The sequence below is a fragment of the Ectopseudomonas khazarica genome, assembly GCF_017915135.1.
Lineage (GTDB): Bacteria > Pseudomonadota > Gammaproteobacteria > Pseudomonadales > Pseudomonadaceae > Aquipseudomonas > Aquipseudomonas khazarica.
In genome coordinates this window covers 3,561,213-3,577,901 of the sequence record NZ_CP068551.1, presented here as the reverse complement: position 1 = coordinate 3,577,901, position 16,689 = coordinate 3,561,213, and the positions used below count along the sequence as shown (strand labels likewise).

At 65.9% G+C, this 16,689-nt stretch carries 15 protein-coding genes and 3 tRNA genes; 14 read left to right on the top strand and 4 right to left on the bottom strand.

What is annotated here, in order from left to right; all coding sequences use genetic code 11:
* Positions 1-31: 31 nt before the first annotated feature.
* Positions 32-1,801, bottom strand: coding sequence for an N-acetylglutaminylglutamine amidotransferase (locus tag JLK41_RS16865; protein WP_210389415.1), 1,770 nt, complete (start codon positions 1,799-1,801; stop codon positions 32-34).
* 108 nt (positions 1,802-1,909) lie between these two features.
* On the opposite strand from JLK41_RS16865, the gene JLK41_RS16860 reads away from it, so the two are divergent.
* From JLK41_RS16860 to JLK41_RS16845, 4 genes are all read left to right on the top strand, one after another.
* Positions 1,910-2,383 (top strand): MarR family winged helix-turn-helix transcriptional regulator, encoded by a 474-nt coding sequence (locus JLK41_RS16860; protein ID WP_037053159.1) that lies wholly within the window; start codon positions 1,910-1,912, stop codon positions 2,381-2,383.
* 97 nt (positions 2,384-2,480) lie between these two features.
* A tRNA-Val gene (locus JLK41_RS16855) sits at positions 2,481-2,556 on the top strand.
* A 32-nt stretch (positions 2,557-2,588) separates the two neighbouring features.
* A tRNA-Asp gene (locus tag JLK41_RS16850) sits at positions 2,589-2,665 on the top strand.
* A gap of 98 nt (positions 2,666-2,763) precedes the next feature.
* Positions 2,764-2,840, top strand: a tRNA-Asp gene (locus JLK41_RS16845).
* Positions 2,841-3,029: 189 nt separating this feature from the next.
* Here JLK41_RS16845 and JLK41_RS16840 read toward each other — a convergent pair.
* Positions 3,030-4,115 (bottom strand): AraC family transcriptional regulator, encoded by a 1,086-nt coding sequence (locus JLK41_RS16840; protein WP_037056265.1) that lies wholly within the window; start codon positions 4,113-4,115, stop codon positions 3,030-3,032.
* Entirely contained in the window at positions 4,112-5,137 is a 1,026-nt protein-coding gene (locus tag JLK41_RS16835) for a carbon-nitrogen hydrolase family protein (RefSeq protein ID WP_037056263.1), read from the bottom strand. The genes JLK41_RS16840 and JLK41_RS16835 overlap by 4 nt, the downstream gene beginning before the upstream one ends.
* Before the next feature lie 202 nt (positions 5,138-5,339).
* Here JLK41_RS16835 and JLK41_RS16830 point away from each other — a divergent pair, with 202 nt between their 5' ends.
* From JLK41_RS16830 to JLK41_RS16810, 5 genes are all read left to right on the top strand, one after another.
* A complete protein-coding gene (locus tag JLK41_RS16830) occupies positions 5,340-7,373 on the top strand; it encodes an NADPH-dependent 2,4-dienoyl-CoA reductase (protein WP_037056259.1) in 2,034 nt (677 codons plus the stop codon).
* Between the two features lie 66 nt (positions 7,374-7,439).
* Entirely contained in the window at positions 7,440-7,871 is a 432-nt protein-coding gene (locus JLK41_RS16825) for a nuclear transport factor 2 family protein (protein WP_037056258.1), read from the top strand.
* A gap of 358 nt (positions 7,872-8,229) precedes the next feature.
* On the top strand, positions 8,230-9,597 hold the full coding sequence (locus tag JLK41_RS16820) for a chromosome partitioning protein ParA (RefSeq protein WP_080756991.1): 1,368 nt from the start codon (positions 8,230-8,232) through the stop codon (positions 9,595-9,597).
* Positions 9,598-9,599: 2 nt separating this feature from the next.
* A complete protein-coding gene (locus tag JLK41_RS16815; RefSeq protein WP_210389414.1) occupies positions 9,600-10,541 on the top strand; it encodes a 1-aminocyclopropane-1-carboxylate deaminase/D-cysteine desulfhydrase in 942 nt (313 codons plus the stop codon).
* 22 nt (positions 10,542-10,563) lie between these two features.
* Positions 10,564-11,673: a cyclic nucleotide-binding domain-containing protein gene (locus JLK41_RS16810; RefSeq protein ID WP_047586351.1), complete on the top strand. Its 1,110-nt coding sequence runs from the start codon at positions 10,564-10,566 to the stop codon at positions 11,671-11,673.
* A gap of 28 nt (positions 11,674-11,701) precedes the next feature.
* Here JLK41_RS16810 and JLK41_RS16805 read toward each other — a convergent pair whose 3' ends face one another.
* Positions 11,702-12,631, bottom strand: a complete 930-nt coding sequence (locus JLK41_RS16805) for a DUF1853 family protein (RefSeq protein WP_210389413.1) — start codon at positions 12,629-12,631, stop codon at positions 11,702-11,704.
* Positions 12,632-12,716: 85 nt separating this feature from the next.
* Between JLK41_RS16805 and JLK41_RS16800 the strand changes: the two genes are divergently transcribed.
* The 5 genes from JLK41_RS16800 (at position 12,717) to JLK41_RS16780 (ending at position 16,630) form a co-directional block, all read left to right on the top strand.
* Positions 12,717-13,604: an NAD(+) kinase gene (locus tag JLK41_RS16800; protein ID WP_037056253.1), complete on the top strand. Its 888-nt coding sequence runs from the start codon at positions 12,717-12,719 to the stop codon at positions 13,602-13,604.
* The gene (locus JLK41_RS16795; RefSeq protein ID WP_210389412.1) at positions 13,605-14,579 is read left to right on the top strand and encodes a metallophosphoesterase; all 975 of its coding nucleotides are present in this window, start codon (positions 13,605-13,607) and stop codon (positions 14,577-14,579) included.
* The gene (locus JLK41_RS16790; RefSeq protein WP_047586347.1) at positions 14,576-15,433 is read left to right on the top strand and encodes a rhomboid family intramembrane serine protease; all 858 of its coding nucleotides are present in this window, start codon (positions 14,576-14,578) and stop codon (positions 15,431-15,433) included. The genes JLK41_RS16795 and JLK41_RS16790 overlap by 4 nt, the downstream gene beginning before the upstream one ends.
* Before the next feature lie 88 nt (positions 15,434-15,521).
* A complete protein-coding gene (locus JLK41_RS16785) occupies positions 15,522-15,785 on the top strand; it encodes a YeaC family protein (protein WP_037056249.1) in 264 nt (87 codons plus the stop codon).
* Positions 15,785-16,630: a DUF2797 domain-containing protein gene (locus tag JLK41_RS16780; RefSeq protein ID WP_210389411.1), complete on the top strand. Its 846-nt coding sequence runs from the start codon at positions 15,785-15,787 to the stop codon at positions 16,628-16,630. The genes JLK41_RS16785 and JLK41_RS16780 overlap by 1 nt, the downstream gene beginning before the upstream one ends.
* The last annotated feature ends 59 nt before the right edge of the window (positions 16,631-16,689 follow it).

The window sequence follows — 16,689 nt, the reverse complement described above, 5'->3', positions numbered from 1 at the left end:
AGGCGCGCCGCGAGCGCCGCGCCTGCCCGCTTTACAGACCCTGTTCGCTCAGCCACAGGTTGAGCGCCGCGAGCTGCCACAGCTTGGAGCCGCGCAGCGGCGTCAACTGGCTCTGCGGGTTGGTCAGCAACTGGTCGAGCATGCTCGGATTGAACAGGCCACGATCCTGGCTGGGGTCGAGCAGCAGGTCGCGTACCCAGCCGAGGGTGGCGCCTTCCAGGTGCTTGAGGCCCGGTACCGGGAAGTAGCCCTTGGGCCGGTCGATCACCTCGCTGGGGATGACCTTGCGTGCCGCTTCCTTGAGCACGTGCTTGCCGCCGTCGGGCAGCTTGAACTGCGCCGGAATGCGCGCCGACAGTTCGGCCACGCGGTAGTCGAGAAACGGCGTGCGCGCCTCCAGGCCCCAGGCCATGGTCATGTTGTCCACGCGCTTGACCGGGTCGTCGACCAGCATCACCGTGCTGTCCAGGCGCAGGGCCTTGTCCACCGCCGCCTCGGCGCCTGGCTGGGCGAAGTGCTCACGGACGAACTCGCCGGCCATGTCGCCAGTCAGCCAGGCCGGCTGCACGCAGGCGGCGTACTCGTCGTGCTCGCGGTCGAAGAAGGCGGCGCGGTAGGCGGCGAAGGCATCCTTGGCGCCGTCGACCTGCGGGTACCAGTGGTAGCCGGCGAACAGCTCGTCGGCGCCCTGGCCGCTCTGCACCACCTTGCAGTGCTTGGCCACTTCACGCGAGAGCAGATAGAAGGCGATGCAGTCGTGGCTGACCATCGGCTCGCTCATGGCGCGAAAGGCCTGCGGCAACTGCTCGAGGATCTCGTGCTCGCCGATACGCAACTGGTGATGGTGGGTGGCGAAGCGCTGGGCGATCAGGTCCGAGTACTGGAATTCGTCACCACGTTCGCCGCCGGCATCCTGGAAGCCGATGGAGAAGGTCAGCAGGTTTTCCACACCGGCTTCACGCAACAGGCCGACCAGCATGCTCGAGTCGACGCCACCGGAGAGCAGCACGCCGACATCCACGGCGGCGCGCTGGCGGATCTCCACCGCCTGGCGCATGGTTTCCAGCGTCTGCTCGCGCCATTCTTCCAGGCCGTAGCCGGCTTCGTCGCCGCGCGGGCCGAATTGCAGCGACCACCAGCTCTGCTGCTCGACCATGCCATCCGCGTCGACGCGCATCCAGGTCGCTGGCGGCAGTTTCTCGACGCCGGCCAGGATGGTGCGCGGCGCCGGCACCACGGCATGGAAGTTCAGGTAATGGTTGAGCGCCACGGCATCCAGCGTCTTGGCGATGTCGCCGCCTTGCAGCAGCGCCGGCAGCGACGAGGCGAAGCGCAGGCGCTGACCGGTGCGCGACAGGTACAGCGGCTTGACGCCGAGGCGGTCGCGGGCGATGAACAGGCTCTGCGTGTCGCGCTCCCAGACGGCGAAGGCGAACATGCCGTTGAGCTTGGGCAGCAGTTGCTCGCCCCAGGCGTGATAGCCCTTGAGCAGCACTTCGGTGTCGCCGCCGGAGAAGAAGCGATAACCCAGCGCCTCCAGTTCGGCGCGCAGCTCGGGGTAGTTGTAGATGGCGCCGTTGAACACCATGGACAGGCCGAGGTCGCTGTCGATCATCGGCTGGCCCGAGGCTTCGGCCAGATCCATGATCTTCAGGCGGCGATGGCCGAGGGCGATGGGGCCCTGGCTGTGGAAGCCGTGGGCGTCGGGGCCGCGAGGGGCCAGGTGGTGGGTGATGCGTTCGACTGCCGCCAGGTCCGCGGGGCGTCGATCAAAACGTAGTTCTCCAGCTATTCCGCACATAGTTCCTTACCGGTGTTTCCGTTGGGGAGTGGTCCGTTCCCGGACCTTTTACACCAAAACAAAAAAATGCTTTCATGTCAAAGTTTTGGTGGCTATGAATTGGTGCTTATGAGCGATAAAAAAGTTCCTGTTGAAATAGATTTGTCATCTGTCATGGCATTCGAGATGCCGCTTTTCCAGGCCTTGCGGCGCTTGCAGCAGGCGGGGGAGGTGCACGCCAAGCGTCTGGCCCGCTTCGGTGGGCTGACCCCCATGCAGCTGATGATCCTGCAGGTACTGGCCAGCGAGACGCGCCTGACCGCCAGCGTGCTCAGCAGCCGGGTCAGCCTGACGGCGGCGACGCTGTCCGGTCTGCTCGATCGCCTGGAGGAGCGCGGCCTGCTGCAACGCCAGCGCGACGATCAGGATCGCCGTCGCCAGTGGTTGCTGATCAGCGAGGCCGGCCGCGAACTGATCCAGCAGGCACCGTCGTTGATGCCACCGGAATTCAACCGGCGTTTTGCCGCCCTTGCCGACTGGGAGCGCCACGCTCTGACGGCGGCGCTGTTGCGTGCCGCCGAGCTGTGCGGGGAAATGGATTGAGGCGCGGCGGGCGACGCGTCTTTTTCAGAAAAAATTCAAGCAGGGTGTTGACTTAGCGTCGCCACCTGCATAAAGTGCGCGCCTCGCTAAGGCACATGGGTGGTTAGCTCAGCCGGGAGAGCATCTGCCTTACAAGCAGAGGGTCGGCGGTTCGATCCCGTCACCACCCACCATTAGCGAATTCGGACGCAAGTCCGGCCGACGCGCAGCGGTAGTTCAGTCGGTTAGAATACCGGCCTGTCACGCCGGGGGTCGCGGGTTCGAGTCCCGTCCGCTGCGCCATTATTTCCCAGATCGACCTTGGTCGGTTTGAGATGGCAAGGCCCGCAAGGGTGCCATCAGATGCAACAGAGTTCTCTGGACGCAAGTCCAACCGACACGCAGCGGTAGTTCAGTCGGTTAGAATACCGGCCTGTCACGCCGGGGGTCGCGGGTTCGAGTCCCGTCCGCTGCGCCATATACGAAACCCGTCGATCGCGAGATCGACGGGTTTTTTATTGCCTGCGCTCCGGCGTCGCCGTCCTGCGGCGTTTCGTCATCTTGTCTTCATACTGACAACGTAGCTTGCTAACGAAAGACGCAATGACCCAGGAGAACGGGCAATGGATGACTATCAGGAAGAACTGCTCGAGCGTGACGGCTTCGATCAGGACGTGATCGACGTGGACGACGACGCCACGGAGCTCTGAGCTTCGCTATCGGCCCGGCGCTGTGCGCGGCGATAGTCGCCGGGCGTCTGTCCGAGCCAGCGCTTGAAGGCGCGCTGGAAGGCTTCGGCCGAGGCGAAACCGAGCAGGTAGGCGATTTCACCGAAGGCCAGTTCGGTATCGCGGATATAGGCCGTCGCCAGGTCGCGGCGGGTGTCATTGACGATGGCGCGAAACTGCGTGCCTTCCTCGGCCAGCTTGCGACGCAATGTCCAGCTGGGCAGTTGCAGGTTGCGCGCGACTTCCTCCAGGTCCGGCTCGTGCCCGTGCAGCATGGGGCCGAGCAGCTGGATGACCCGTTCACGCAGGCTGCGCGTGCGGGTCAGCTGATCCAGTTCGCGCTCGCACAGTTCCAGCAGGTGCCGCCAGGTGCCGGGGCAGTGCTGCGGGTTGCGCAGCGCCAGGGTGTCGCTGCTCAGGCGCAGGCGGTTGGCGCTGGCCGCGAATTCCACCGGGCAGCCGAACAGACTCTCGTAGCGCTCGCCGTATGCCGGCAGCGGAAATTCGATCTCGACTTTTTCCAGGGCAATGCTGCGGCCGACCACTTGCCCCAGGTTCTGTTGCCAGCCCGCCAGTACCGAGTCCACCACGAAGCGGTTGTAGGTGTTGTACGGACTGATGGAATAGAAGTGCAGCCAGGCACCACGGGCATCCTCGCTGAAGCCCGAGCGCCCGCGGTAGTTGGCGGCGTACAGCGGCTCGAAGCGGGTCAGGGTGCGTGCCGCTTCGCGCAGGTCGGGCGCCTGCATGGCGCAGACGCCGGCCAGGCCGACCTGGCCGAGGCGACTGTGGCGCCCCATGTCCAGGCCCAGTGCGGGGTTGTTGCTCAGGGCGATGGCGCTGTGGCCCAGGCGCATGAAGCGAGGGATCGACAGGCGTGCGCGCGGCTCGCTCAGGCGCGCGGCATCCAGGCCGAACTGTTCGAGCAGGGGCTCGGGAGCCTGGCCCTGCTCGCGCAGGGCTTCGGCCAGGGCCTGGGTGAAGCCGACGGACAGGTCGCCGAGGCGTACGCGTGAAGTTTTCATAACCACAGGTTGACCAGTTGTGCACCGCTGGTGCTCGCGCCCAGGGCGCTCGTCCCGGCGCGGAATGCCAGTGCCGGCGGTTGCCCCTGATGCTCCCAGAGTCGTCCGCGCAGATGGACCTGCATGCCGGCATGGATGCCGCTGCGCAGCAGCTGTTCATGCAGCAGGGTGGCGTCTGCGGCGGCCTGCAGGTCGCTGGGCATGGCCAGCAGGTCGAGCCGGCTGGCAGCCAGTGTCCGTGCGTCCGCCAGGCGGGCGACGTCGCCGCCCAGCAGCACGCCGAGTCGGCCGGCTGGGGTGTCCAGGACCTGCAGGGTAGTGGCCGTGGTCGTCGTGCTGGCGTCGGCATCGTAAGCATGCCGCTGGGGTTGTCCCAGGGGCTTGCCGGCGCGGTCGAACACCAGGCTGACGTTGTACAGCGGGCCGCGCCCGACCTGCAGGCGGCCGTGTTCCACGCGCGGCTCCGGCAGGACGATGGAGCCTGCCACCAGGGTGATGCCGTAGTCGCGCGCCAGGTCGCCGAACAGCTGCTGGTAGTCGTGCGCCATCGATTGCGCCTTGGTGCGCAGCAGCGCATCGCTCACGCGCGACGGGGCCTGGGCGGCGAACAGGGCGCCGAGAAAGTCCAGCGGGTTGCTGGCCGCCAGCCAATGCAGGGCCTGGCGCTGTCCGGGGGCGTGATAGAGCTCGTCCTTCTCGCCCACGGCCAGCAGCCAGGTGCCGATGTGTTCGGGCAGCACGACCACCGTGCGCGCATTGAGCATGCCGCGCTCGCGTGCGTGGTCCAGGTAGGCGGCCAGCTTCAGGCGCAGGCGCGACAGGCTCTGATAGTCACCGGCGAACAGTTCCGGCTGGATGCCCAGCAGGTTGCCGCGAGCGCCGGGTTGGCCGAGGTCGAGTGCGACCTGGCTGCGCAGGTCGGACAGGTAATGGCTGACAGGGCGTTGCTGGCACCAGCGGGCGTAGCTGCCGAGGCCGGCCAGCAGCGTGAGCGCCAGCGCGAGGATGATCAATGGACGCATGCAGGTTCTTTCGACTGAGTTGTGTTGCAGGTTAGGTCGATCGCGCCGGGCTGCCAAGGCTAATTGCAAGTTTTGATCATTATCTTGTCAGTTTTGATCATTGAGCATGCCTGGCCGCCTCTTTATCGTCTGGCTCCATAACCGACCGCGTGCCCATGAGACCGCGGCAACCCGTGAACTGCACCGCGATGTGGAGATTTCCATGACTGCTCGTTACCCGAACCTGCTGGCCCCGCTCGACCTCGGCTTCACCACCTTGAAGAACCGTACCCTGATGGGCTCCATGCACACTGGCCTGGAGGAGAAACCGGGCGGTTTCGAGCGCATGGCGGCCTACTTCGCCGAGCGCGCCCGTGGCGGTGTCGGCCTGATGGTCACCGGCGGCATCGGCCCGAACGAGGAGGGTGGCGTCTATGCGGGCGCAGCCAAGCTGAGCACGCCGGAAGAGGCCGACAAGCACAAGGTCGTGACCCAGGCCGTGCACGAAGCCGGTGGCAAGATCTGCATGCAGATCCTGCATGCCGGGCGCTACGCCTACAGCCCGAAGTCCGTGGCGCCGAGCGCCATCCAGGCGCCGATCAACCCGTTCAAGCCGCGCGAGCTGGACGAGGAGGGGATCGAGAAGCAGATCGCCGATTTCGTCAATTGTGCCGCGCTGGCGCAGCAGGCGGGCTACGACGGTGTCGAGGTGATGGGCTCGGAAGGCTACTTCATCAACCAGTTCCTGGTCGCCCACACCAACCATCGCACTGATCGCTGGGGCGGCAGCTTCGAGAACCGCATGCGCCTGCCGGTGGAGATCGTCCGCCGTGTGCGCGAGGCGGTCGGCAGCGACTTCATCATCATCTATCGCCTGTCGATGCTCGACCTGGTCGAAGGGGGCAGCACCTGGGACGAGATCGTCCTGCTGGCCAAGGCCATCGAGCAGGCCGGCGCCACCCTCATCAACACCGGTATCGGCTGGCACGAGGCGCGCATCCCGACCATCGCCACCAAGGTGCCGCGCGCGGCCTTCACCAAGGTCACCGCGAAGCTCAAGGGCGAAGTGTCGATCCCGCTGATCACCACCAACCGTATCAATACCCCGGAAGTGGCCGAGCAGGTGCTGGCCGAGGGCGACGCCGACATGGTGTCGATGGCGCGCCCGTTCCTGGCCGACCCGGATTTCGTCAACAAGGCCGCCGAAGGCCGTGCGGACGAGATCAACACCTGCATCGGCTGCAACCAGGCCTGCCTGGACCACACCTTCGGCGGCAAGCTGACCAGCTGCCTGGTCAACCCGCGTGCCTGCCACGAGACCGAGCTGAACTACATCCCCACGACCACGGTGAAGAAGATCGCCGTGGTGGGCGCCGGCCCTGCCGGGTTGGCGGCTTCCACCGTCGCTGCCGAGCGTGGTCATGCGGTGACCCTGTTCGACGCGGCCGGCGAGATCGGCGGTCAGTTCAACGTGGCCAAGCGCGTGCCGGGCAAGGAAGAGTTCTTCGAGACCCTGCGTTACTTCAAGCGCAAGCTGGAAACCACCGGTGTCGACGTACGCCTGAACACCCGCGTATCGGTGGATGACCTGGTCGCCGGCGGCTTCGACGACATCATCCTGGCCACCGGCATCGCGCCGCGCACCCCGGAGATTCCGGGCATCGATCACCCCAAGGTGATCGGCTACCTGGACGCGATCCTCGAGCGCAAGCCGGTCGGCCAGAAGGTCGCGGTGATCGGCGCCGGCGGTATCGGTTTCGATGTTTCCGAGTTCATCACGCACCAGGGCACGGCCACCAGCCTCGACCGCGAAGCGTTCTGGAAGGAGTGGGGCATCGACACCGCGCTCGAGGCGCGTGGTGGCGTGGCGGGCATCGAGGCGCATCCGCACCCGGCTGCGCGTCAGGTGTTCCTGTTGCAGCGCAAGAAGTCCAAGGTCGGCGATGGCCTGGGCAAGACCACCGGCTGGATTCACCGCACCGGCCTGAAGAACAAGAACGTGCAGATGCTCAACAGCGTCGAGTACGTGCGCATCGACGATGCCGGTCTGCATATCCGCATCGCCGCAGGCGAGGAACAGGTGCTGCCGGTCGACACCGTCATCGTCTGCGCCGGTCAGGACCCGCTGCGTGAGCTGCAGGATGGTCTGCAGCATGCCGGTCAGCGCGTGCACCTGGTCGGTGGCGCGGACGTCGCCGCCGAGCTGGATGCCAAGCGGGCCATCAACCAGGGCTCGCGCCTGGCGGCCGAACTCTGATCGAAACAGCGCCCCGCTTCCAGCGGGGCGTTTGCTATCCGGCTTGAAAACAACAAGGAGAAGCCGATGTCTCTCGCCGCCCAACTGCACCCTGCTGCCGCCGCCAGCCTCGAACGCTGGCACCAGTTCGTCGCCGCCAAGGACCTGAGTGCCCTGCCCGAACTGCTGCACCCGCAGGCCGTGTTTCGTTCGCCCATGGCGCATACCCCCTATCCGGGCGCGCAGGCGGTCAACCTGATTCTCAACACCGTGCTCAAGGTCTTCGAAGACTTCACCTACCACCGTGAACTGGCCACCGCAGATGGCCTCAGCGTCGTGCTGGAGTTCTCTGCGCGGGTCGGCGAGCGTGATCTGAAGGGTATCGACATGATCCGTTTCGACGAGTCGGGGCAGATCGTCGAGTTCGAGGTGATGATTCGTCCGATGAGCGGGCTGCAGGCCCTCGGCGCGGAAATGGCGCAACGCCTGGCGCCTTTTCTCGCGGCAGCCAAGCGCTGACAGGCGCTGAACGGCGCCCGGCCCTCGACCAGACCAGGGCGCCGCAGGGTTACCTGAGAGCGCCGCCTCAGGATAGAAACGGCTCGGCACTGGCAGCCATCCGTCGATCGAAGGCGCTGGCCTGACTGCCCGATATGCGTGCGGCGGTCGTCGCCTGCAGTGCAATCCCGTCACATTTTCGCGCCGCCGGTGCTTCCTCCGGCGTTGTTGGCAGAGTGAGTGCCAACCCAGTCACATTGCTGGGGTTGGCTTTTCCCCTAGACTTGTCTGAACTGTCAGGGATGATATCTGTACCGGAGCACGCGAGGCTTCGGCATTTGATCGTGCGCGCGTATCCCGTTGGTTCAGAGGGCCCTCAATGAGCATGCAGAACAAGCCGCAGATGGTGGAAGCCGTGATGTTCTTCAGTGAACGCGGTATCTGCAAACAGATGATGTTCCCTGAATTCGAGGCGTTGCTCGACGGCGTGGTCAACATGCCCGAGTTCGCCGACGAACAGATGCGCGCCGTGTTCGTGGTGATCAACCCGCGCCTGCTGGTCAGGGCTGCGGTGTTCTTCTTTCTCGACTTCGATGATGATGGCCGCCCTGACAAGGGCTGGAACATTCCGCTGCAGCACCTGGCCGAACGCGCTGGGCGTGGTCCCGATCTGGGCGCCGGGCCGATTCGTCTCGCCTGCCGCAGCCAGTGCCCGGTGTCCTGGCACCAGATGCACCTGTGGGACCCCAATCTGGCGCCGACGCAGAACGATCTGGTGACGCTGCGCGATGCGGTCAAGCGCAATCAGCTCGGGTTGCTGGTCGAGGACGACAGCGCTCAGGCGGTGGTCGCCGAGCGCCTGCAGGTGGCCTCCGAAGACAAGTGGTATGCGCCCGACCCTGCCAAGGAAGTGTCCGAGCAGCTGGCGCAGAAAATGGATCAGGAACACCGCGCCAAGACTGCGCAGCTGATCCAGCAGCAGCGCCTGCGTATCACCAGCCTGACCCAGCAGCATGAAGAGGAGCTGGCCAAGTTCAAGCTGGCCAGCGAGGAACAGAGCAACAATCTGCAGGCGCAGATCCATGGGTTGCATCAGGCGGTGCGCCAGCAGCAGGAACTCAATGCCAACCTCAAGGCGCAACTGGCGGCGCAGGCGGAGAGCTTCCAGAGCAGTCGTGAGGAGATGACCCAGCAACTGCGGGCGCTGGAGCGTCACGGGCGCACCGAGGGCGATATCCTGCGTGCCCAGTTCGAAGGCGAGATGCGGGCGAAGGTGGCTGCGGCCGTGGCCGAGGCCAAGGAGCAGATCGCCATTCGTGACGTGGAACTGGCCTATCGCAACGAGCTGGATGCCCAGTTGCAGGCGGAGATCGAGCGCCTCAAGCGAGAGCGCAACGAGTTCGCCAGCCAGGGCGGCGATCAGGTGCTGGAGCGCCTGGCCAAGCTCGGCGTGGTGTTCGTGGTCTACCATCCCGGCGCCGGCCACCTGACCATTCCCCTGCAGGATGTCGCCCGCTACCAGGACAACCCCATGGCCTACGCTGCCGCCAAGTGCTTCGTGTCCGAGGAGCAGTATCGCCATTGGCTGGGGCACTATCAGCAACCCTCCTGCGAGGCGAGCCTGCCCAGTGGCGAGCGTTGCGCCATTCCCATCGACCGCATCGACACGCCGAGCCGCTTCGTGCTGGGCGAATCCAACTGCTGCTCGCGGCACAAGGCGAGCAGCCGCCTGCGTACCGTCGGCTGACCTTGGCGATACGCGTTCCCGACTGGCGCCCACAGGCGCCCCTGCAACGCATTCATCTCGACTGGCTCGATGCCGCTGGCGCCGAGCTGGCCTGCCTGCGCCTGGACCTCATCGATCCGCTGGTGTCCGGCAACAAGTGGTTCAAGCTCGCGCCCTACCTGCAGCAGGCCGCCGCTGACGGCGCGCAGGGCCTGATCAGCCTGGGTGGCGCCCATTCCAATCACCTGCATGCCCTGGCCGCGGCTGGCCAGCGCTTCGGTTTCGCCACGGTCGGCCTGTTGCGCGGCGAAGCGCAGCGTACGCCGACGGTGGATGATCTGCAGGCGTTGGGCATGCGGTTGCACTGGCTGGGTTACGGCGGCTACCGCGCACGCCACCAGGCCGATTTCTGGCAACCGTGGCTGGCGCGCTACCCGGGATTCCAGGCGGTTGGCGAGGGCGGCCTTGGGCTGCCGGGCGCCGAAGGTTGCCGCTGTCTGGTGGCGATGGCGCAAGCGCAGCTGGCGGATCTCGATTGGCCGGACTTCGATGCCTGGTGGCTGGCCGCCGGGACCGGTACCACGCTGGCGGGCCTGCTGCTCGGTGATAGCCGCCGCTCCGTGTTCGGCGCATTGGCGGTACCTGCCAGCCATGGCGTGGCTGCCCAGGTTGCCGAGTTGCTGGGGCTGGCGGGCGTCAGTGGCGGGCGCCAGCAGTTCATCGATGCCGCGCGCGGCGGCTTTGCGCGTTTCGATCAGGCGTTGCGTCAGTTCATTCTGGAGACCGAGCAGGCCGCCGGCCTGCCGCTGGATCCGCTGTATACCGGCAAGGCGCTGATGGCCTTGCGTGATTTTTGCGCGAACGGGCAACTTGTGCGCGGCACGCGGCTGATCTTCATTCATACTGGCGGCCTGCAGGGGCGCCGAGCCCTGATGGGCACGAACACCGACTACACTCAGGGCTGACCAGCGGAGCCTGGATTACTTCATGAGCGAACCCCTTACTCCCGAGCAACTGCGCAGCCTGACGCCCCTCAATGTGCTGTCCGAGCAGCAGTGGCGCGAGTTGCGCAGCCAGCTGGTGCCTCAGCCACTGCTGGCCGGCCAGCCGCTGTTTCGCCTGGGCGACCAGGCGCGGCTGACCTGCTACCTGCTGGCGGGGGAGCTGCAGCTGCAGGATGCCGAGGGGCATGTCCAGTCCGTGAGCGCCGGCAGCGAGGTCAGCTGTCATCCCCTGTCACCCAGTCTGCCGCGTCTGCACGAGGCCCGGGCGCTGACGGATGCCAGTGTGCTGATGATCGACAGCGCCACGCTGGACCGTCTGCTGACCTGGCGCCTGGCCTACCAGGATCTGCTGCTGGCCTTGCAGCAGCGTGGGGCCGATATCGAGTGGCTGGAGCGCCTGCTGGAGAACCCGTTGTTCGCCAAGGTGCCGCCGGCCAACGTGCAGAGCATGCTTGCCCGTCTGCAACGGGTCGAGTTCGAGGCGGGTAGCCAGGTGCTGCAGGAAGGCGCGGCCGGGGACTGCTGCTTCTTCCTGGAAAGCGGCCGTGCCGAAGTGATCCGCAGCGCCGGCAGCGATCGTCAGGTGCTGGCGGAGCTGGACGTCGGTGCCTGCTTCGGCGAGGAAGCGCTGCTGGCCGACCGGCCGCGCAATGCCACGGTGACCATGGTCGAGCGCGGCAGCGTGCTGCGGCTGGATCGCCAGGATTTCTTCGCCCTGCTCAAGGCGCCGGTCGTCGCCGAGGTGTCGCTGGGCGAGGCGTCGCGCCTGCTCAGCCATGGCGCGCAATGGCTGGACGTGCGCCTGCTGGAAGAGTACGAGAGGGCTCATGCGCCGCAGGCCCTGCACATGCCGCTGCAGCTGTTGCGGCTGAAGGCGCGCCTGCTGGACAAGTCGCGCACCTACCTGTGCTACTGCGACAGCGGCAAGCGCAGCAGCAGCGCGGTGTTCCTGCTCTCGCAGCTCGGTTACAGCGTCTACGCCCTGCGGGACGGGCTGGATGCCTTGCCGGCCGTGCAGCGTGGCGCGTTGCTGTGCGAGAGCGGTTCGGGCTATCTGGCGCGTTCCGGCGGGCGTACCGAACGCAGCCGCTGAGCGGAGCTGCTTTCGACGTGCTGCGCCCTCAGGTTGGCCATTGATCGCTGACCAGGAAGAGCCGCTCGACCTCTCGCCAGTCGCCGGCCTGATCCTCTTCCAGTCGCACCAGCAGCTGGGAGCGGGAGGACAGGCCCTCCAGCCAGTGCGCGAACGTCTCGCGCGACCAGCGTTCCTCGCCGTCAATCAGCGCCGGCGCCAGCCAGGACAGGCGTGGCAGGGGTTGCCAGTGCGCCTGCGCTTGCCGGGCAGAGAATGCTGCCCAGTCACGTTGCCGCAGCCAGTACCCTCGCCAGTGCGCCGGCAAGGCGCCGCGCGGTGAATCGCAGCCGGTCGGCCAGGGGTAGAACAGGTAGCCGGCGAGCCAGAAGGACGATCGGGTGTCGCTCAGGCGCAGCTCGTTGAGATCGCCACGCGCCTCGCGTCGGGACGACAGCGGCAGTTGATGCTGGGCGAGATGATTCAGTTTCAGGTCGAGCCGGTCGTGGCTGCCGGGGCCGAGCCAGAGGCCGGCATCGTTGCCGTCGCCCGCCAGCGGACCCAGGTAGAACTTCACCGCCAGCTCCAGATGGTGCTCGCCTTCGGCGTCGCGCAGCAGCAGGTCCAGCTCGCCCAGGGTCTGGCCGTTCTGACGTATCGGCAGGTTGGCCGCGACCACCTCGACGTCGTCGGCGGCGTGCAGGGCGAATTGCCACAGGCGCTCGTAGTACAGGCCGAGGCGCCTGGCCGGTTTCGTCAGCAGCCAGGCATGCAGTGCATCCGGGGCGCTATCCAGCCCGCTCAGCCAGTTCTCGAGCAGCTCCGGGGTATGGCGCCATGCGCTGGCCTGCAGCGGGTGGCGCTGGGGTTTCGTGGTCTGCCCCAGCAAGGGGGGCGAGAGCAGGGTCCAGGCGAGGTCGCGCACCGCCGGGGTGCGCAGTCTCTGCAGCAGAGCGTGCAGCAAGTCGTGAGCGGTCATGGGCAGAGCATAGCCCCGGTTTGCCGCGTACCGCGCCTTTGGCCGATAATCCTCGTTCGTTTCTTATCTGTCTGGCGGGAGTCCCATGGAGCAATTTCGCAATGTCGGCATCATCGGGCGCCTGGGTAGCACGCGGGTGCTGGAGACCGTTCGCCGGCTCAAGCGCTTCCTCATCGACCGCCACCTGCATGTGATCCTCGAGGACACCATCGCCGACCTGCTGCCCGGCCACGGCCTGCAGACCTCGTCGCGCAAGATGCTTGGCGAGGTCTGCGACCTGGTGATCGTCGTCGGCGGCGATGGCAGCATGCTGGGCGCGGCGCGGGCGCTGGCGCGACACAAGGTGCCGGTGCTGGGGATCAACCGCGGCAGCCTGGGCTTTCTCACCGACATCCGCCCCGACGAGCTTGAACTCAAGGTGGCGCAGGTACTCGAAGGGCAATACCTGACTGAAAACCGCTTCCTGCTCGAGGCCGAGGTACGCCGCCAGGGCGAAGCCATCGGCCAGGGCGATGCGCTCAACGATGTGGTGCTGCACCCCGGCAAGTCGACGCGAATGATCGAGTTCGAACTCTTCATCGATGGCCAGTTCGTCTGCAGCCAGAAGGCGGACGGGCTGATCGTCGCCACGCCCACCGGCTCGACCGCCTATGCACTGTCCGCTGGCGGGCCGATCATGCATCCCAAGCTCGACGCCATCGTGGTGGTGCCGATGTACCCGCACACGCTGTCCAGCCGGCCCATCGTGGTGGATGGCAACAGCGAGCTGAAGGTGGTGGTGTCGGCGGACATGACCATCTACCCGCAGGTGTCCTGCGACGGCCAGAACCACTTCACCTGTGCCCCGGGCGACACCCTGCACGTGGCCAAGAAGGCGCAGAAGCTGCGCCTGATCCATCCGCTGGATCACAACTACTACGAGGTCTGCCGGACCAAGCTGGGTTGGGGCAGTCGCCTGGGAGGACAGGACTGAATGTCCCTCGACCCTCATCGTGGCTATGACCTGATCGGTGATATCCACGGTTGTGCGCGTACCCTCGAGCGTCTGCTCGAACGCCTGGGCTACAGCCGCCAGGATGGCGTATGGCGGCATCCTCTGCGCATGGCGATCTTCCTGGGTGACCTGGTCGATCGTGGCCCCGGCATTCGTGAGGTCCTGCACCTGGTGCATGACATGGTGCGTGCCGGCCAGGCGCTGTGCATCATGGGCAACCACGAATTCAACGCGCTGGGCTGGAGCACTCCGGCACCGCCTGGCAGCGGTCGCCAGTACGTGCGCGAACACAGCCCGCGGCACCAGCGGCTGATGCGCGAGACCCTGGCGCAGTTCGAGGATCATCCGCAGGAGTGGCGCGAGTTCCTGCGCTGGTTCTACGAGATGCCGCTGTTCATCGATGCCGGACGCTTCCGTGTCGTGCACGCCTGCTGGGATGCCGAGCTGATCACGCCGCTCAAGGCGCAGTTTCCCGACGGCTGCATCGACGAGCATTTCCTCCAGGCCGCTGCCGTGCCTGGCAGCTTCGCCAACATGGCGCTCGACCGCCTGCTGCGGGGGACCGACATGCGCCTGCCGCACGGTCTGACGCTGACCAGTGGCGACGGTTTCACGCGCTCCTACTTCCGCACCAAGTTCTGGGAAGAGAATCCGCAGACCTACGGCGATATCGTCTTCCAGCCCGATGCCCTGCCCGAGCTGGCGGCACAGACGCCGCTGACCGAGCTGCAGAAGGACGAGCTGCTCAGGTACGGCGCGCATGAGCCGTTGCTGTTCGTCGGTCACTACTGGCGGCGTGGCAAACCGGCACCGATCCGCGCCAACCTGGCCTGCCTGGACTACAGCGCGGTGGTCGGCGGGCGTCTGGTCGCCTATCGCCTCGATCAGGAAACGCGGCTGGATGCGGGCAAGTTCGTCTGGGTCGACGTCGACCCGCAGGAGGCTCCTCGATGACCGCCGTAGCTGTACTGCGCTTGCCGCTGGATAACGACCTGAGTGGTTTCGTGGCCTTGTTGCAGCGCCTGCGCGTGCCGCATCGGGTCGCGGAGGAGGGCGGCGAGCAGGTGCTCTGGGTGCCCGGCGAGGCGCTGGCCGAGCAGGTGCGCGAACTCTATGCGCGCTACCCGCAGGGAGATGGCGGCGAGTCGGCGCCGGCCTTGCCGCCTGTGCGGGAAGGTTTTTTCAGTCAGTTGCGGCGCAGCCCGGTGACGGCGCTGATGCTGCTGGTGACCTTCATCGTCTTCGCCGTGACCCTGGCGGGCGAGAACTATGCGGCCATTTCCTGGCTGAGCTTCGTCGATTTTCGTCTCGACGGCGACAACATCTACCTCAACTACCTGGATGCGACCCTGGAGAGCGGTCAGTGGTGGCGCCTGATCACACCGATGCTGATCCATTTCGGCTGGCTGCACCTGGCGATGAACAGCCTGTGGTACTGGGAGCTGGGCCGGCGCATCGAGTTTCGCCAGGGTGCCATCGGCCTGTTCGGCCTGACCCTGCTGTTCGGCCTGGCCTCCAACTTCGCGCAGTACGCGTGGGCCGGCCCGTCACTGTTCGGCGGCCTGTCCGGCGTGCTCTACGGCCTGCTCGGGCATTGCTGGATCTACCAGCGCCTGGCGCCGAACGCGGCGTATCGTCTGCCGCCGGGCGTGCTGGTGATGATGCTGGTGTGGCTGCTGATCTGCATGACCGGCATCTTCGAGCTGCTGCAGTTCGGCGCCATCGCCAACGCTGCGCATGTCGGTGGTCTGCTGACCGGCTGCCTGACCGGGCTGCTTGGCGGTATGCTGGCCAGACGAAGCGCCTGATTCGATTTTTGACCTGTAGGGCGGGTGCAATCCGCCAGAACAGTATTTTGGCGGGTTTCACCCGCCCTACGATTCATTGGAGACCTCTATGTCGTCCTTCCTCGAAGCCATCGACAACATCACCCCGGAAATCTACGAGAGCCTCAAGCTGGCCGTGGAGATCGGTAAGTGGCCGGACGGCCGCAAACTGACCCAGGAGCAGAAGGAACTCAGCCTGCAGGCGATGATCGCCTGGGAAATGAACAATCTGCCGGAAGAAGAGCGCACCGGCTACATGGGCCCGCAGGAGTGCAAGTCCAAGTCCGAGCCGGTTCCCAACCTGCTGTTCAAGTCGTCGGATACCCTGCACTGATGACCGAGTTAGGACGTGGCTCGCTGAGCAAGATGAAGGCGCACCTCGATGCGCCGGTGCAATACGCCTTTCGCCTCGGCGACGAGGAGGTGCCGGTCAATCCGCTGGTGGGCAGGCGCCTGCGCCTGGAGTACCTCGGCGCCATCCACTGCACGCATTGCGGGCGCAAGACCAAGACCAGTTTCAGCCAGGGTTACTGCTACCCCTGCATGCAGAAGCTGGCGCAGTGCGATATCTGCATCATGAGTCCGGAGAAGTGCCACTACGACGCCGGTACCTGCCGCGAGCCGAGTTGGGGCGAGCAGTTCTGCATGACCGACCATGTCGTCTACCTGGCGAACTCCAGCGGGGTGAAGGTCGGCATTACCCGTGCCAGTCAGGTTCCGACGCGCTGGATCGACCAGGGGGCGACCCAGGCGCTGCCGATCCTGCGCGTGGCGACTCGGCAGCAGTCGGGCTTCGTCGAGGACCTGCTGCGCAGCCAGGTGGCGGACAAGACCAACTGGCGCGCGCTGCTCAAGGGCGACGCCGTACCGGTCGACCTGCTGGCGATTCGCGAGCAGTTGTTCGACAGCTGTGGCGCAGGTATCGCCGATCTGCAGCAACGCTTCGGCCTGCAGGCCATCCAGCCGCTCACGGCCGCCGAGGTACTGGACATCCGCTATCCCATCGAGGCCTACCCGGCCAAGATCACCAGCTTCAACCTGGACAAGCAGCCCCTGGCCGAAGGTACCCTGCTCGGCATCAAGGGCCAGTACCTGATGTTCGACACCGGCGTGATCAATATCCGCAAGTACACCGCCTACCAACTAGCCATAAGCTGCACGCCACAAGCTGCAAGCTGACGACAACCCCACTTGCAGCTTGCGGCTTGAAGCTCGCAGCTGCCTCGAAGAGGCTTCGC

Bases quoted from the DNA above. Each gene is read 5' to 3' on its own strand.
- JLK41_RS16860 (WP_037053159.1), top strand. From the start codon at position 1,910: ATGAGCGATAAAAAAGTTCCTGTTGAAATAGATTTGTCATCTGTCATG.
- JLK41_RS16805 (WP_210389413.1), bottom strand. From the start codon at position 12,631: ATGACCGCTCACGACTTGCTGCACGCTCTGCTGCAGAGACTGCGCACC.
- JLK41_RS16790 (WP_047586347.1), top strand. From the start codon at position 14,576: ATGACCGCCGTAGCTGTACTGCGCTTGCCGCTGGATAACGACCTGAGT.
- JLK41_RS16820 (WP_080756991.1), top strand. From the start codon at position 8,230: ATGAGCATGCAGAACAAGCCGCAGATGGTGGAAGCCGTGATGTTCTTC.
- JLK41_RS16795 (WP_210389412.1), top strand. From the start codon at position 13,605: ATGTCCCTCGACCCTCATCGTGGCTATGACCTGATCGGTGATATCCAC.
- JLK41_RS16780 (WP_210389411.1), top strand. From the start codon at position 15,785: ATGACCGAGTTAGGACGTGGCTCGCTGAGCAAGATGAAGGCGCACCTC.
- JLK41_RS16830 (WP_037056259.1), top strand. From the start codon at position 5,340: ATGACTGCTCGTTACCCGAACCTGCTGGCCCCGCTCGACCTCGGCTTC.
- JLK41_RS16825 (WP_037056258.1), top strand. From the start codon at position 7,440: ATGTCTCTCGCCGCCCAACTGCACCCTGCTGCCGCCGCCAGCCTCGAA.
- JLK41_RS16810 (WP_047586351.1), top strand. From the start codon at position 10,564: ATGAGCGAACCCCTTACTCCCGAGCAACTGCGCAGCCTGACGCCCCTC.
- JLK41_RS16800 (WP_037056253.1), top strand. From the start codon at position 12,717: ATGGAGCAATTTCGCAATGTCGGCATCATCGGGCGCCTGGGTAGCACG.
- JLK41_RS16840 (WP_037056265.1), bottom strand. From the start codon at position 4,115: ATGAAAACTTCACGCGTACGCCTCGGCGACCTGTCCGTCGGCTTCACC.
- JLK41_RS16835 (WP_037056263.1), bottom strand. From the start codon at position 5,137: ATGCGTCCATTGATCATCCTCGCGCTGGCGCTCACGCTGCTGGCCGGC.
- JLK41_RS16785 (WP_037056249.1), top strand. From the start codon at position 15,522: ATGTCGTCCTTCCTCGAAGCCATCGACAACATCACCCCGGAAATCTAC.
- JLK41_RS16865 (WP_210389415.1), bottom strand. From the start codon at position 1,801: ATGTGCGGAATAGCTGGAGAACTACGTTTTGATCGACGCCCCGCGGAC.